Origin of the sequence: Terrabacter aeriphilus (assembly GCF_039542985.1) — a bacterium.
Taxonomy (GTDB): Bacteria; Actinomycetota; Actinomycetes; order Actinomycetales; family Dermatophilaceae; genus Terrabacter; species Terrabacter aeriphilus.
In genome coordinates, this window is sequence record NZ_BAABIW010000016.1 from 157132 (window position 1) to 171551 (window position 14420).

At 73.6% G+C, this 14420-nt stretch carries 13 protein-coding genes; 6 read left to right on the top strand and 7 right to left on the bottom strand.

The annotated features are described in order from the left end of the window. Nucleotides 1-189 precede the first annotated feature (189 nt). Together ABD979_RS12495 and ABD979_RS12500 are read left to right on the top strand one after the other, a co-directional pair. Nucleotides 190-957, top strand: coding sequence for a DUF4126 domain-containing protein (locus ABD979_RS12495; RefSeq protein WP_345507806.1), 768 nt, complete (start codon nucleotides 190-192; stop codon nucleotides 955-957). A gap of 126 nt (nucleotides 958-1083) precedes the next feature. Beyond that, nucleotides 1084-1647, top strand: coding sequence for a hypothetical protein (locus ABD979_RS12500; protein ID WP_345507807.1), 564 nt, complete (start codon nucleotides 1084-1086; stop codon nucleotides 1645-1647). 51 nt (nucleotides 1648-1698) lie between these two features. On the opposite strand, the gene ABD979_RS12505 is transcribed toward ABD979_RS12500, so the two are convergent. Further along, nucleotides 1699-2607 (bottom strand): methylenetetrahydrofolate reductase, encoded by a 909-nt coding sequence (locus tag ABD979_RS12505; protein WP_345507808.1) that lies wholly within the window; start codon nucleotides 2605-2607, stop codon nucleotides 1699-1701. A gap of 105 nt (nucleotides 2608-2712) precedes the next feature. Between ABD979_RS12505 and ABD979_RS12510 the strand changes: the two genes are divergently transcribed. Then, nucleotides 2713-3819, top strand: a complete 1107-nt coding sequence (locus tag ABD979_RS12510) for a polyprenyl synthetase family protein (protein WP_425583970.1) — start codon at nucleotides 2713-2715, stop codon at nucleotides 3817-3819. Nucleotides 3820-3869: 50 nt separating this feature from the next. On the opposite strand, the gene ABD979_RS12515 is transcribed toward ABD979_RS12510, so the two are convergent. Further along, a complete protein-coding gene (locus ABD979_RS12515; protein ID WP_345507914.1) occupies nucleotides 3870-4238 on the bottom strand; it encodes an Rv2175c family DNA-binding protein in 369 nt (122 codons plus the stop codon). A 452-nt stretch (nucleotides 4239-4690) separates the two neighbouring features. Here ABD979_RS12515 and ABD979_RS12520 point away from each other — a divergent pair, with 452 nt between their 5' ends. The 3 genes from ABD979_RS12520 (at nucleotide 4691) to ABD979_RS12530 (ending at nucleotide 8837) form a co-directional block, all read left to right on the top strand. Continuing rightward, complete coding sequence (locus ABD979_RS12520) at nucleotides 4691-5803, top strand: LysM peptidoglycan-binding domain-containing protein (protein WP_345507810.1); 1113 nt, start codon at nucleotides 4691-4693, stop codon at nucleotides 5801-5803. A 94-nt stretch (nucleotides 5804-5897) separates the two neighbouring features. Then, the gene (pknB, locus tag ABD979_RS12525) at nucleotides 5898-7928 is read left to right on the top strand and encodes a Stk1 family PASTA domain-containing Ser/Thr kinase (protein ID WP_345507811.1); all 2031 of its coding nucleotides are present in this window, start codon (nucleotides 5898-5900) and stop codon (nucleotides 7926-7928) included. Nucleotides 7929-7937: 9 nt separating this feature from the next. Continuing rightward, nucleotides 7938-8837: a DMT family transporter gene (locus ABD979_RS12530; RefSeq protein ID WP_345507812.1), complete on the top strand. Its 900-nt coding sequence runs from the start codon at nucleotides 7938-7940 to the stop codon at nucleotides 8835-8837. A gap of 18 nt (nucleotides 8838-8855) precedes the next feature. Here the strand turns inward: ABD979_RS12530 and ABD979_RS12535 are convergent, their stop codons facing one another. The 5 genes from ABD979_RS12535 to ABD979_RS12555 form a co-directional block, all read right to left on the bottom strand. Continuing rightward, nucleotides 8856-9920 (bottom strand): threonine aldolase family protein, encoded by a 1065-nt coding sequence (locus ABD979_RS12535; protein ID WP_345507813.1) that lies wholly within the window; start codon nucleotides 9918-9920, stop codon nucleotides 8856-8858. 2 nt (nucleotides 9921-9922) lie between these two features. Then, nucleotides 9923-11278, bottom strand: a complete 1356-nt coding sequence (locus ABD979_RS12540) for a class II 3-deoxy-7-phosphoheptulonate synthase (RefSeq protein ID WP_345507915.1) — start codon at nucleotides 11276-11278, stop codon at nucleotides 9923-9925. 106 nt (nucleotides 11279-11384) lie between these two features. Next, complete coding sequence (locus tag ABD979_RS12545; protein ID WP_345507814.1) at nucleotides 11385-12152, bottom strand: response regulator; 768 nt, start codon at nucleotides 12150-12152, stop codon at nucleotides 11385-11387. A gap of 17 nt (nucleotides 12153-12169) precedes the next feature. Then, on the bottom strand, nucleotides 12170-13393 hold the full coding sequence (gene macS, locus ABD979_RS12550) for a MacS family sensor histidine kinase (protein WP_345507815.1): 1224 nt from the start codon (nucleotides 13391-13393) through the stop codon (nucleotides 12170-12172). A 4-nt stretch (nucleotides 13394-13397) separates the two neighbouring features. Beyond that, nucleotides 13398-14258: a lysophospholipid acyltransferase family protein gene (locus tag ABD979_RS12555; RefSeq protein ID WP_345507816.1), complete on the bottom strand. Its 861-nt coding sequence runs from the start codon at nucleotides 14256-14258 to the stop codon at nucleotides 13398-13400. Nucleotides 14259-14420: the final 162 nt, after the last annotated feature.

Below are 14420 nucleotides of genomic sequence, written 5' to 3' on the forward strand. Positions count from 1 at the left end.
GGATCGGGCCCGTCGTCATGCCCACCTCGAACCCCCGCAGCTCCCGCGACCGGCGTCCCGCAGGGCGCCCCCGTTGCGCGATGCCGGGTCATGCGACACCGTCGGCAGCGACGACCTGCTCGAGCCGCCGGCCCGAGCAGCCGTCACGTCGCCGGCGCACCGCACCGGCACCGGACCCGAAGGAGCGGCATGGGCGCCGAGCTCGTCCCCCTGGCCTTCACCACGGGGTGGGGCAGTGGCATCAACGCGTACGCCGTCGTGCTCGTCCTCGGCCTCGCCGACCGGATCTGGGGCCTGGGCCAGGTCCCCGACGCCCTCGCGCGCACCGACGTGCTCGTCGGCACCGCCGTCCTCTTCGTCATCGAGATGCTCGCCGACAAGATCCCCTACGTCGACTCGGTCTGGGACTCCGTGCACACCGTGGTGCGCCCGGCGGTCGGCGCGACGATCGGCTACCTCATCGGCCACGAGACGGCGAGCCTCGACGCGGCTGTCGGCGCCGCGACCGGTGGGGTGACGGCGCTCATCTCCCACGGCATCAAGGCCGGCCTGCGCGCCGTGGTCAACACCTCCCCCGAACCGGCGAGCAACGTCCTCGTCAGCACGACGGAGGACGTGACCGTCACCGGGGTGACGGCTCTCGCCCTCGCCCACCCGTGGTGGGCGGCCGGGATCGCCCTGGTGCTCCTGCTGCTCGGGGCGTACCTCGTCGTCACCCTCACCCGACGCCTCCGGCGGTACAAGCAGCGCTACGACGCCTGGGGTGAGCGCGTCGGCATCAGCACCCCGGGCACCGGGCGGGACGGGCCGGGCGGGCCGGGCGGCCCGCGCGGACGGCCCGACCGGCGCGGGAGACGCGCCCGCCAGCACACCGGCATACCTGAGCGGGAACCCGCGGACACCCCCCGACCGCCGGCTGCCCGCCCCGAGGAACGCCCCTTCGACCAGGACGCCTGAGCGCCCGCCCACAGGAAGGACGCGTTCTCACAGCCGGGTGCGACGCCGCGGCGGGTGGCCACACAGCGCGCCGTCCGACGGTGGGACCACTGGCACGAGGCCAGTCCACCGAAGGAGCGGAAACCCATGAAGAAGAAGACCATCACGCTGGCCGGGGCCGGCATCGTGGCCGCGTCGGCGCTCGCGCTCGGCGGGGCCGCCCTCGCCAGCGCCGACGAGAGCGCCAGCACGGGCCCGGCGTCGACGGGCCGCTACGCGCAGCTCGGCGAGGGCCTCGGCGGGGGTCCCGGCGGCCAGCGCAGCCCCGAGGCCTCCGGCGGCGCCGACCCCAGCCAGCCGATGCGCTCGGACGAGAAGCTGCTGACCGGCGACACGGCCGCCAAGGTGACCGCGGCCGCCAGGGCCAAGGAGCCGACCGCGACCGTCGAGCGGGTCGAGACCGACTCCGACGGCGTCTACGAGGCCCACCTGGTGCGGGCCGACGGGACGCACGTGACGGTGCAGGTCGACGCGTCGTTCACCGTGACCGCCGTGCAGGAGGGTGGCCCCGGTGGTCCGGGTGGCCCCGGCGGGAGGGGCGACCACGACGGCGACGGCCCGCACGGGCAGGGAGGTCCGCAGGGCGAGTCACCCACCTCACCCACCTCACCCACGGGCACGGCGACCTCGTCGGGCAGCGCCACCACCTGAGCGCCACCACCTGAGCGCCAGCACCCGGGCACCGGGCGTCCGGCCGCCCGGTCAGAGGTTGTGGAAGACCTCGAGGGCGGCCGACGAGCGGTTCATCGTGATGAAGTGGATGCCGGGGGCTCCCTCGTCGAGGAGCCGCCGCGACGCCTCGCTCGCGATGGCCATGCCCTCGGCCCGCACCCCGTCCGCGTCGTCGCCGTGGCGCTCGAGCCGGTCGGTCACCGCCGAGGGCATGGGCTGGCCGGCGAGCTGGGCCATGCGCACCACCTGGCGCGCGTTGGTGATGGGCATGATGGCCGGCACCACGGGCAGCGCCGAGCCGCGCCGGGTGAGCTCGTCGCGCAGGCGCAGGTAGTGGTCGACGTCGAAGACCATCTGCGTGATGGCGAACTCCGCGCCGGCGCGCTCCTTGCGCACGAGCGTCTCGGCGTCCTCGGCGACGTCGCCCGACTCGGGGTGACCGTCGGGGAACGCCGCGACACCGACGGTGAAGTCGCCGAGCCCGCGGACGAGCCGCACGAGCTCGTCCGCGTGGTCCAGACCCTCCGGGTGGGCGACCCAGGGCTCGCCGAGGCCGCCCTGGGGGTCGCCACGCAGGGCCAGGATGTTGCGCACGCCGGCAGCGGCGTACGACCCGACGATGCCGCGCAGCTCGGTGACCGAGTGGCCGACGCAGGTCAGGTGCGCCATCGGCGTCAGCGACGTCTCCTCGAGCACCCGCTGGGTCAGGCGCACGGTGCGGTCGCGCGTGCCCCCGCCGGCGCCGTACGTGATGGACACGAAGCTCGGCGACACCTTCTCGAGGCGGCGGATGGCGTCCCACAGCTGGGCCCCCGCCGCGTCGTCCTTCGGCGGGAAGAACTCGAAGCTGAACGTCGGGGTGTCGGCGGCGATCAGCGCCGGGATGGACCGGGTGAACCGCTCCGCCCGAGCCATCGAGGACGCCGTGCCGTGTGCCATGCCGCACACCCTAGGACGCGAGGTCGCCGGACGCGTGCGCTGTTCACGGGCTGTGCACGGGCCGTCACCGTCGCCGCGTAGGCTGACCACGATTCCCGCGACTCGATGGAGGACCCCGTGCAGACCCCCACCGACCTCGACGTGCTGCGCCGTCGGGTGCAGCAGGCGATCGACGGGCAGATCGCGGGGGCGTCGCAGTCGCTGGCCGCCATCGGCGACGAGACCGCGCCGCTCGTCGCGGCCGTGTCCGGCCTGCTGGGCGGTGGCAAGGGCCTGCGCGCCGGATTCCTCTACTGGGGCTACCGCGCCGCCGGAGGCGCCGACTCGGACGCGCTGGTGCGGCTCGCCGCCAGCATGGAGCTCTTCCAGGGCGCCGCGCTGCTGCACGACGACGTCATGGACCGCAGCGACACCCGACGAGGTATGCCGTCCGCGCACCGGGCCGTCGCCGCGCTGCACGCCCGGCGTGGCTGGCTGGGCGACGCCGACCGCTTCGGCGAGGGCACCGCGATCCTCGCCGGCGACCTGTGCCTGACGTGGTGCGACGAGATGTATGCCACCTGCGGGCTGCCCGCCGACGAGCTGGCCCGCGGCCGCCGCCTCTTCGACACGATGCGCACCCAGCTCATGGGCGGCCAGTTCCTCGACCTGCTCGAGTCGGCCCGGGGCTGGGAGGGGCTCGACCTCGAGGCCCGGGTCGCCTCGGCCCGCACCGTCATCCGCTTCAAGAGCGCGAAGTACACCATCGAGCACCCCCTCCTCATCGGCGCCCTCGTCGGCGGGGCTCCCGACCGGTCGCTGGCCCCGCTGTCCGACTACGGCCTGGCCCTCGGCGAGGCGTTCCAGCTGCGCGACGACCTGCTCGGCGTCTTCGGCGACCCCGAGGCGACCGGCAAGCCGGCCGGCGACGACCTGCGCGAGGGCAAGCGCACCGTGCTCGTCGCGCACGCGCTCGACGCCGCGACCGACGCCGACCGCGAGGTCGTCGAGCGCCTGCTCGGCCGCGACGACCTCGACCTCGCGGGCGTCGAGGAGATCCGGCGCGTGCTCGTCGCGACCGGCGCCGTCGACCGCGTCGAGAGCCTCATCGAGACCCTGGCCGGCGAGGCCCAGGCGGCCGTGCGCCGGGCGCGTGACACGGGCGACTACGACGGGGCGGCGCTCGACGTGCTCGAGGCCCTCATCGCCGTCTCCACGGCCCGGCACGCCTGACCCGACGCACCGGGCCGGTCGCTCACGACCGGTCTCTCACGACCGGTCTCTCAGAGGGCGAGCTCCTGCGCGCGGCGGCGGATCTCCGTCTTGTGCCCGGCCCGCATCGCGTCGATGGGAGCGCCCTCGACGGGCAGGGTCGCGTCGGGCGTGAAGAGCCAGGTGATGATCTCCTCGTCGTCGTAGCCGCCGTCGGCGAGCACGGTGAAGGTGCCGCGCAGCTCGGGACGGGGGCCGGTCTCGTCGAGGAACTTCTCGGGCACCGCCATCACCCGGCGCTCGCCGATGCGGACGCCGAGCAGCTCGCGGTCGGCGAGCAGCTGGCGCACCCGCGACAGCGGCACGCCGAGGCGCTCGGCGATGTCGGGGACGGTGAGCCACTGCCCGACGAGCGACTCGAGGTCGCCGCCGGACCGCACGGGCTCGTCGGCCTGCTGGTCGGCCTGCTGGTCGGGCTGCTGGGTCGGGTCGGTCTGCGCCGGGGACTGGTCACTCACGCTGCGCAGTCTGCCACCGTCGGGACCGCACGCGCGCACCCGTGCGCACCACCCGGCATCCGGCGGCGGGTAGCCGGTGCCGACGACGCCCCGGGGGCGTGAATTACACCGCTGTATTTTTACTTTAGTGCTCAATTATGCGTTATCGTCACTGGCGCCACTCCACTCACAACCGTCACACTTCGTCATAGACCCGGCGAATTGGACATTCCCCTCCTTCCACCCCGCGGCCGCTCCCCTGCGACCGTCCACCTCCACCTTCCCCCAGCCCCTCCACCACGCACCTCGCCCGGGCTCCAGGAAAGGACCTCACCCCCATGCCCTTCGCCGACGCCGCTGCCCTTGCGCCGCCTGCCCATGCTGCAGTCGCCCCCGTGGCTGCGACCCCGTGGAAGACCGTCACGGTCCGCCCCGGTGACACCCTGTGGAACCTCGCCGTCGCCAACCACACGAGCATCGCCGCCCTCGTCGAGAAGAACCGACTGGCGCACGGCGGCTCGGTGATCCACGCCGGCCAGAAGCTGCTCGTTCCCGGCCGCCCGTCGGCCACCCCCTCCCGCGGCGCTGCCGCGAAGCCCGGCACGAGCCGTCCGGCGGCCGCGAGCGGCACCGGCACCGTCATCCACGTCGTGCGTGCGGGCGAGAGCATGAGCGTCATCGCCCAGCGCTACGGCGTGTCGCTGACCAAGCTGCTCGCCGCCAACAAGCTGGCCAACGCGAGCCTCATCTACGTGGGCCAGCGGATCACCATCCCCGGCGCGGCGTCCACGACCCCGGCCACCCCCGCCAAGCCGAGCAAGCCGGGCACGACCAAGCCCGGCGCCGCCGACTCGGTCTACGTCGTCAAGGCCGGCGACAGCATGAGCGTCATCGCCCAGCGCTTCGGCGTCTCGCTGACCAAGCTGCTCGCCGCGAACAAGCTGGCGAACGCGAGCCGCATCTACGTCGGCCAGAGGATCGTCATCCCCGGCACGGCCTCCACCCCGAAGCCGACGACGCCGACGACGCCGACGACGCCCCCGGGCGGCTACACCTACCCGAACAAGACGGCCCAGGCCGTGGCCGAGAGCAAGGCCAGGCTGGCCGCGATGACCGTGCCGAACCGCACCGAGACGGCAGCGATCATCCGGGCGACGGCGACCCGCCACGGCGTCGACCCCAAGCTCGCCCTCGCCATCGGCTACCTCGAGTCGGGCTGGTCGCAGCGCGCCGTGTCGTACACGAACGCCGTCGGCGTCATGCAGCTCATGCCCGTGGCCGAGACGTGGGCCTCCCAGCTCGCCGGGCGCGACCTCGACCGCTTCGACGTCAAGGACAACGTCACCGGCGGCGTGCTCATCCTCCGGGCCCTGCAGGCCATGGCCGACTCCCGCGAGCAGGCCATCGCCGGCTACTACCAGGGCATCTACTCGGTGCGCACCAAGGGCATGTACTCGGACACGAAGCGCTACGTCGCCAACGTCCTCGCCATCTACGACCGGATGTGAACCGGGCGGCCGGGTGGGGTGGCGCAGCGCCTCCCCACCCGGCCGACGGCTGGCCTGCACGGGATGCGCCCGGTCTGCCCGTAAACTTCCGTGCGTGACGTCCAGCGTGGCGGACGCTCTCGTCGGTCGGGTGATCGACGGCAGGTACCGCATCCTCTCCCACCTCGCAGCCGGAGGCATGGCCTCGGTCTACGTGGCGCTCGACGCACGCCTCGACCGTGAGGTCGCGCTCAAGATCATGCGGCCCGGCCTGGCCACCGACCCGGTCTTCGTCGACCGGTTCCGGGCCGAGGCCCGCTCCGCCGCCCGGCTCAGCCACCCCAACGTCGTCGCCGTCTTCGACCAGGGCGAGGACGACGGCGAGGTGTTCCTCGCCATGGAGCTCGTCGAGGGCAAGACGCTGCGCGACGTCATCCACGAGGAGGCGCCGCTGACGGCGCGCGAGGCGCTCGCCATCCTCGAGCCGATCCTGCTCGCGCTCCGCGCGGCCCACACGGCCGGGATGATCCACCGCGACGTCAAGCCCGAGAACGTCATCGTCCGCCGCGACGGCGAGGTCAAGGTCGCCGACTTCGGCCTCGCCCGCGCCATCACCAACCAGACGACGACGAGCCAGACCGGCGTGCTGCTCGGCACGGTCTCCTACCTCTCGCCCGAGCAGGTCGAGCGCGGCGTGGCCGACCAGCGCAGCGACGTGTACGCCGCGGGGCTCCTCCTCTTCGAGATGCTGACCGGGCGCAAGGCCGTCACGGGTGCGACCCCGATCCAGATCGCCTACAACCACGTGCACGGCTCGATCCCGACGGCGTCCGCGGTCGTCTCGAGCGTGCCGCCCGACCTCGACGACCTCGTCGCCCGCGCGACGGCGGTCGAGCCCGAGGACCGGTTCGACTCCGCGGCCGAGTTCGTCGCCGCGCTGCGCTCCGTGCGCCGAGGGCTGACGCCCGGCGAGCTCGACCGCCGCGGCACCGCGAGTGACTCGACCGACGCGACATCCGCCGCCTCCGCCACCTCCGCGGCTTCGGCGACCGGTGCCACCGGCCGCTTCGAGCCCCCTCGCTCGTCCGACCGCACCGACGGGCTCGAGCACACCGCGCGCTTCTCCCCCGCTGCCGACCGCCCGGCCACGCGCTCGCCGCTCGCGGGCCTGCCCGTGCACGACGACGGCCCCGTCGTCGAACGCACGACCGCCATGCCCATCGACCGCGGAGCCGGCCGGGGTGGGGCGGACGGCGCAGGCCGCCGCCGGTGGCCGCTGTGGCTCGCCGCGGCCCTGCTCGTCGTCGCGGGCGGCGTCGGCGGCTGGTGGTTCACGGCCGGCCCCGGCGGCAGCACCGTCGTGCCGGCCGTCGTCGGGCAGCAGGTCGCGCAGGCGGCCTCCGTCATGGAGCAGGCGTCGCTCGCCATGGACACCACCGAGGAGTTCTCCGAGACCAAGGCCAAGGGGATCGTGCTCCGCGTCGAGCCCGCTCCCGGCAGCGAGCTCGGTAAGGCGTCGACCGTGCGGGTCGTGCTCTCCAAGGGCAAGGAGCGCTACGCCGTCCCGACCCTCGTCGGCACCGAGCTCGACGCCGCCGGGCGGGCCCTGACCCCGCTCACCCTCCGCCTCGGCGACACCACCAGGGCCTGGAGCGAGACGGTGCCCGCCGGCCAGGTCATCTCCCAGGACCCCGCGCCCGGCGCCTCGGTGCGCCGCAGCACCGCCGTCTCGGTCGTCGTGTCCAGGGGCCGCGAGCCGATCGACGTGCCGAAGGTCACCGGCTCGGGCGCCGACGCAGCGACCGCGGCCATCACGAAGGCCGGGCTCAGGGCCGTGCGCGCCCCGGACGTCAACAGCGACACGGTGCCGACGGGCCAGGTCGTCTCGCAGACCCCGGCCACGGGCACGCTGCACCGCGGCGACACCGTCACGGTCGTCGTCTCCAAGGGCCCGGTCATGGTCCCCGTGCCCAACGTCGTCGACCAGCAGGACACCGAGGCCGAGAAGACCCTGACCGGCCTCGGCTTCACGGTCGAGAAGCGCTACCCCTTCGGCCAGCTCTTCGAGAAGAAGGTCCGGGCCCAGGATCCCGGCACCGGCACGTCGCTGCCCAGGGGCAGCACGGTCGTCCTGACGATCGTCTGAGGCGGGCCCGTGACCCCCGCGGCGCGCACGCGCCTCGCGACGCTGCTCCTGCTCGCCCTGACGGCGGTGTGGGGCTCGACGTTCTTCCTCATCCACGACCTCGTCGAGCACGTGCCCCCGGTCGACTTCCTCGCGGTCCGCTTCGCCATCGCCGCCGTCGTCATGCTCGTGCTCTTCTGGGGGCCGGTCCGGTCGCTGACCCGCCGCGAGGTGGCGATCGGCGTCGGGCTCGGCCTGCTCTACGGCCTCGCCCAGATCTTCCAGACCCAGGGCCTCGCCACGACGCCCGCCTCCGTGTCGGGCTTCGTCACGGGCAGCTACGTCGTGCTGACGCCGGTCTTCACGGCCCTCATCCTGCGCGAGCGGGTGCCCGGTTCGACGTGGGTCGCCGTCGGCATCGCGACGGCGGGCCTCGCGCTGCTCTCGCTCAACGGCTTCTCCGTCGGGGCGGGCGAGGCGATCACGCTGCTCGCAGCCGTCTGCTACGCCCTGCACATCGTCGGCCTCGGCCGCTACAGCGCCTCGCGCATCGCGACCGGGCTCTCGGTCGTGCAGGTGGTCGTCATCGCGGTGATCTGCCTCGTCGGCGCGCTGCCCGGGGGCATCGTGCTCCCCCGCACGCCGGCGCACTGGGCCTCGGTGCTCTACATGGTGGTGTTCGCGAGCATCCTCGCGCTCTGGGTGCAGACGTGGGCCCAGGCCCACCTGCCGGCCACCCGCGCCGCGATCATCATGACGGTCGAGCCCGTCTTCGCCGCGTTCTTCGCCGTGACGCTCGGCTCCGAGACGCCGACGTGGCGGATGGTCGTCGGCGGTGGCCTCGTGCTCACGGCCATGTATGCCGTCGAGCTCCTCGCGCGCCGCCGACCCGGTGAGCTCCCGGTGGAGGCCCTCCACCACGAGGTCTGACGCGCGCGGCCCGCGCCGTCAGGCGTGGACGGCGGCCCTGCCCAGGAGCTGCGTCAGCACGTCGACGGCGGCGTCGGTGGCGGCGTCGTCGACGTCGAGGTGCCAGACGAGGCGCACGGAGGCCGGCCCGACGGCATACGTGCGCACGCCCTGCTCGAGCGCGGCCGCGACGAAGTCCGCCGACGTCCACCCGGCGGCGGCGACGTCGACGAGCACGATGTTCGTCTCGACCGTGTCGAGGTCGACCGAGCCGGGCGCGGCCTCGGCCATGGCCGTCGCCGCGCGGCGCGCCCGGGCGTGGTCGTCGGCGAGACGGTCGACGTGGTGGTCGAGCGCGTACAGCCCCGCGGCGGCGAGGACCCCGGCCTGGCGCATGCCACCGCCGAAGCGCTTGCGCCAGATCCGTGACTCCGCCATCGCATCGGCGGACCCCACGAGGACGCTGCCGACCGGAGCACCGAGGCCCTTGCTCAGGCAGATCGACACCGTGTCGAACTCACGGCCGTAGTCGCCGACCGGCACACCCGAGGCGATCGAGGCGTTGAAGAGGCGCGCGCCGTCGAGGTGCATCGCGACGCCGCGCTCGCGCGTCAGCCCCCGCGCCGCACGGATCTCGTCGAGCGACTGCACGGTGCCGCCCCCGAAGTTGTGCGTGTTCTCCACGATCACGAGCGACGTGCACACCTGGTACGGACCGACGCCGGTGATCATGAGCGAGGCGGCGTCGGCGGCCCGGAAGCGGCCGCGCGCGGAGACCCAGGTGCGCGACGAGATGCCCGAGAGCACCGCCGCCGCCCCGAGCTCGGCCCGCACGACGTGCGCGAGCGAGTCGCCGACGAGCTCCTCGCCGGGGCGCACGTGCAGGCGCACGCCGAGCTGGTTCGCCATCGACCCGGACGGCGTGAAGAGCGCCGCCTCGTGGCCGAGCAGGTCGGCCACCCGCTCCTCGAGCGCCCGCAGGGTCGGGTCCTCGCCGAAGACGTCGTCACCGACCTCGGCCCGCACCATCGCCTCGCGCATGGCCGGGGTCGGCCGGGTCAGGGTGTCGCTCAGCAGGTCGGCCCGGTAGGGCGTCGTCGTCACCCTCAGGCCTGCGAGAGCATCTCGGCGACGAGGAAGGCGAGCTCGAGCGACTGCTGGTGGTTCAGGCGCGGGTCGCACACCGACTCGTAGCGCTTCTCGAGGTCGGAGTCGATGATCTTCTCCGCGCCGCCGAGGCACTCGGTGACGTCGTTGCCCGTCAGCTCGACGTGGATGCCACCGGGCACGGTCCCGAGCGACTGGTGCACCTCGAAGAAGCCGCGCACCTCCTCGACGATGTCCTCGAAGTCGCGCGTCTTGTAGCCCGACGGGCTCTCGAAGGTGTTGCCGTGCATGGGGTCGCAGATCCACGTCACCGTGGCGCCCGACGCGGTCACCTTGTCGACGATGGCCGGCAGCGCGTCACGGATCGTGCCCGCGCCCATCCGCGTGATGAAGGTGAGCCGGCCGGGCGTGCGGTTCGGGTCGACCTTGTCGATGAGCCGCAGCACCTCGTCGATGTCGGCCTTGGGGCCGAGCTTGACGCCGATCGGGTTGCTGACGCGCGAGACGAAGTCGACGTGGGCGCCGTCGAGCTGGCGGGTGCGCTCGCCGACCCAGACGAAGTGCCCGGACGTGTCGTAGAGCCGTCCCGAGCGCGAGTCGATGCGGGTCAGCGGCCGCTCGTAGTCGAGCAGCAGCGCCTCGTGGGCCGCGAAGAACTCGACGGTGCGCATGGCGTCGAAGTCGGCACCACAGGCCGCCATGAACTTCATCGCCTTGTCGATGTCCTTGGCGATCTTCTCGTAGCGCTGGTTGGCGGCGTTCGCGACGAAGCCGCGGTTCCAGTCGTGCACGTGACGCAGGTCGGCGAATCCGCCTGTCGTGAAAGCGCGCACGAGGTTCAGCGTCGCCGAGCTCGCGTGGTAGGCGCGGACGAGGCGCTGCGGGTCGGGGATGCGCGCGCTCTCGTGGAAGGCGAAGTCGTTGACCATGTCGCCGCGGAAGGCGGGCAGGGTGACGCCCTCGCGGGTCTCGACGGTCGAGCTGCGCGGCTTGGCGTACTGCCCGGCCATCCGCCCGATCTTGACGACCGGCACGGACGCGCCGTAGGTCAGCACGGCCGCCATCTGCAGGATCGTCTTGATGCGGTCGCGGATGTTGTCGGCCGTGGCCGACGCGAAGGTCTCGGCGCAGTCGCCGCCCTGCAGCACGAACGCCTCGCCGACGGCGGCCTGGGCCATCCGGTCGGTGAGGATGTCGCACTCGCCGGCGAAGACGAGCGGCGGGTACGTGGCGAGGGTCTCGATCACCTCGGCGAGCGCGGCCGTGTCGGGCCAGCTCGGCTGCTGGCTGGCCTCGAGCTCGGCGGCTGCTGCCGTGAGGGCAGCGAGGGCCTCGGACCCGTCCTCGGGTTCCAGGCCGGCATCGGCGGTGACGGTCCTCGTGTTCACCCGCCCAGCGTAGACGCCGGTGGAGGTGCCCCCTGCACGGGTCCGCGATCCGAAACCCCGCCGCGGCGCCGGCTCAGGGCCCGGGCGGGTCCGCGAGGTCGAGCCCGCGTTCCATCGCGAAGCGCACGAGCTCGACGCGGTTGTGCATCTGCAGCTTGCCGAAGATGTTCTGCACGTGGTTCTGCACGGTGCGGTGCGAGAGGAAGAGCGTCGCCGCGATCTCCTTGTAGCCCATCCCGGTCGCGACGTACTTGAGGATCTCGGTCTCGCGGTCCGTCAGCTCGGGCACCGGGCGGGTGGGGTTGGCGCGACCGGCGGCCTTGACGCGGCGGAACTCCCCCAGCACGAGGCCGGCCAGCCCGGCGGTGAAGACCGGCTCACCGGCGGCGGTGGCGCGCACGGCGGCGAGGAACTCCTCGCGGCCGGCCGACTTGACGAGGTAGCCGAGCGCCCCGGCCTTGACGGCCTCGAGCACGTCCTGGTGGTCGCCACTCGCCGAGAGGATGAGGATGCGCGTCGGCACCTCGGCCGCGGCGAGGGCGGCGCACACCTCGGCGCCGCTCAGGCCGGGCAGGTTGAGGTCGACGACGAGCACGTCCGGCACCGTCGCGCGGGTGCGGGCCAGGGCGGAGCGCCCGTCGTCGGCCGTCGCCACGACCTCGAATCCGGCGTCGGCCAGGTCGCGCGCCACGGCGTCGCGCCACATCGGGTGGTCGTCGGCGACGACGACCCGGATGTGCTCGGCCGGCGCGCCCTCCGAGCCGCTGCCCGCGCCACCGCCCGCGCCACCGCCGGCGTCATGGCCCGCGTCGGTCCCCGCGCTGCTCCCCTGCTGCGGCATGGCCGCCTCCTCCTGTGTCACGGTGCCCGCCGGCGCCCGGGGCGCCAGACGGCCTCGGAACCATGGTCGTGGCTCGAGCGCTCCCGCGCCGCACCCGCGGCCGGTCCGGCCGGCACCTTGAGCTCCACGGTGGTGCCCCCGGCGGCGCCGGAGGTGATGCTGGCGCTGCCGCCGAGGTCGGCCAGCCGTCCACGGATGCTCGACGAGACCCCGAGCCGGCCCTGGCCCACGGCCTCCTCGAGCCGGCCGGCCGGCACCCCCCGGCCCGAGTCGCGGATCGTGACGGCGACCTCGTCGTCCGCGTCGTCGAGCAGCACCCAGGCCCGTGCCCCCTCGCCGGCGTGGCGGCGCACGTTGTCGAGCGCCGCCTCCACGGCCGCGACGAGCTCGTCCGCGACGCGCCGCGGCAGCAGCACCGGCTCGGCCGGCGCCACGAGCTGCACGCCGGCGCCCTCGACGTGCCGCAGCAGCGCCCGCAGGTCGGTCTCGCCGCTCACGGCGTGGTCGACCTCGGTGAGGTCGGCCTGGCTGACCAGGGTGCGCAGGATGCGCTCCTGCTCGGCGGCCATGGCGCCGAGGCGGGCCGTCTCGCCACCGATGTCGAGGCCCCGCCGGTTGATGAACGACAGCGTCTGGAGCACCCCGTCGTGCACGGTGCGGGCCAGTCGGTCGCGCTCCGCGCGCGCGGCGTCGAGGCGCATCGCCTCCGCGAGGGCGGCGTGGCTCGCCCGGGCGAGGTCGACGCAGTAGCCGACGCAGCCGCCGAGCAGCAGCCCGAAGATCGTGTTCGTCACCGTGTTGGCCGTCGGCTCGACGACCTCGACGAACGAGGCCGCGCCGACGAGCGCGCCCGCCGCGAGACCGCCGCGCCACCCGCGCAGCACGGCGAAGCCGACGATGGCTGCCGCCGGCCAGATCGTCGGGATCGTCTTCGCGCCGGCCGTGATGACCGCGGCGTCGTCGACGAGGCGGGTGGCGAGGATGGCGCCGCAGCCGAGCGCGAGCTCGACGGCATACGCGCGCACGGTCCGCATCGGCCGCACTGCCTGCGCGACGGTCCACGCCCCGAGCACGGCGAGCACGGCGACGGCACGGACGGGGTGCGCGACCTGCTCGTGGCGCTCCCAGACCGACCAGACGGCATACGCGAGCGCGAGCCAGCGCAGCACGTCGACGCCGCGCCACAGGCCGCGGACGATGGCGTGCTCGTCGTCGAGCACGGCCCGGGTCGGCACCGTCATGGCCTCAGGAGGCCGCCACGACGGGACCGTCGGCGTCGTCGTCACCGGCCTCGTCGTCGGCGTCACGTGACGCCGGCGACGCCGGGCGCACCCGGCCCTCGGCGGCGTCGAGCGCCTCCTCGAGCTCGGGGGCCGCGCTGCCGGGCTTCGCAGCCTCCTGCAGCTCGCGGGCCTTGGCGCGGGCGGCCGACACGAGGCGGTCCTTCATCGAGGTGGCGTACATGTCGACGTACTCCTGCCCGGAGAGCAGCATCAGCTCGTACATCACCTCGTCGGTGATCGAGCGGAGCACGAAGCGGTCGTCCTCCATCCCCTCGTACCGGGAGAAGTCGAGCGGCTTGCCCACGCGCACACCGACCCGCATGATCCGCGGGATGACCTTGCCGGTGGGCTGCGCCTTGTCGGTGCCGATCATCGCGACCGGGATGACGGGCACGCCGGCCTCGAGCGCCATGCGGGCCACGCCGGTGCGCCCGCGGTAGAGCCGGCCGTCGGGCGAGCGGGTGCCCTCCGGGTAGATGCCGAGCAGCTCGTTGCGCCGCAGCACCTTCAGGCCCGACGTCAGGGCCGCGTTGCTCGCCTTGCCGCCGGAACGGTCGACGGGCAGCTGGCCGACGCCCTTGAAGAAGGCGGCCGTCAGGCGACCCTTGATACCGCGGCCCGTGAAGTAGTCACTCTTCGCGAGGAAGGTGACCCGGCGCGAGACGACGAGCGGCAGGAAGATCGAGTCGGAGAAGGACAGGTGGTTGCTCGCGAAGATCGCGGCACCCTCCTCGGGGATGTGCTCCTCCCCCTCCACCCACGGACGGAAGAGGAGCTTGATGATCGGCCCGATGACGATCGTCTTGAGGAACCAGTAGAACAACTGTGTCCGCCTTCCGTCTGTGACCGCTCGAACTCTACGACACTCGCGCACACCGGGCGGCGCATGCGAGGATCAGCAGGTCCTGCCGCAACGCCTCCGGGAGCTCCAACGTGACGGTCCTGCACGACGCCCCACCCCTGCCGGGTGCGGCCTGCGCGGTGC

Coding starts and splice junctions, on each gene's coding strand:
- ABD979_RS12500 (WP_345507807.1), top strand. CDS start 1,084: ATGAAGAAGAAGACCATCACGCTGGCCGGGGCCGGCATCGTGGCCGCG.
- ABD979_RS12545 (WP_345507814.1), bottom strand. CDS start 12,152: ATGCCGCAGCAGGGGAGCAGCGCGGGGACCGACGCGGGCCATGACGCC.
- ABD979_RS12505 (WP_345507808.1), bottom strand. CDS start 2,607: ATGGCACACGGCACGGCGTCCTCGATGGCTCGGGCGGAGCGGTTCACC.
- macS (WP_345507815.1), bottom strand. CDS start 13,393: ATGACGGTGCCGACCCGGGCCGTGCTCGACGACGAGCACGCCATCGTC.
- ABD979_RS12495 (WP_345507806.1), top strand. CDS start 190: ATGGGCGCCGAGCTCGTCCCCCTGGCCTTCACCACGGGGTGGGGCAGT.
- ABD979_RS12510 (WP_425583970.1), top strand. CDS start 2,713: ATGGAGGACCCCGTGCAGACCCCCACCGACCTCGACGTGCTGCGCCGT.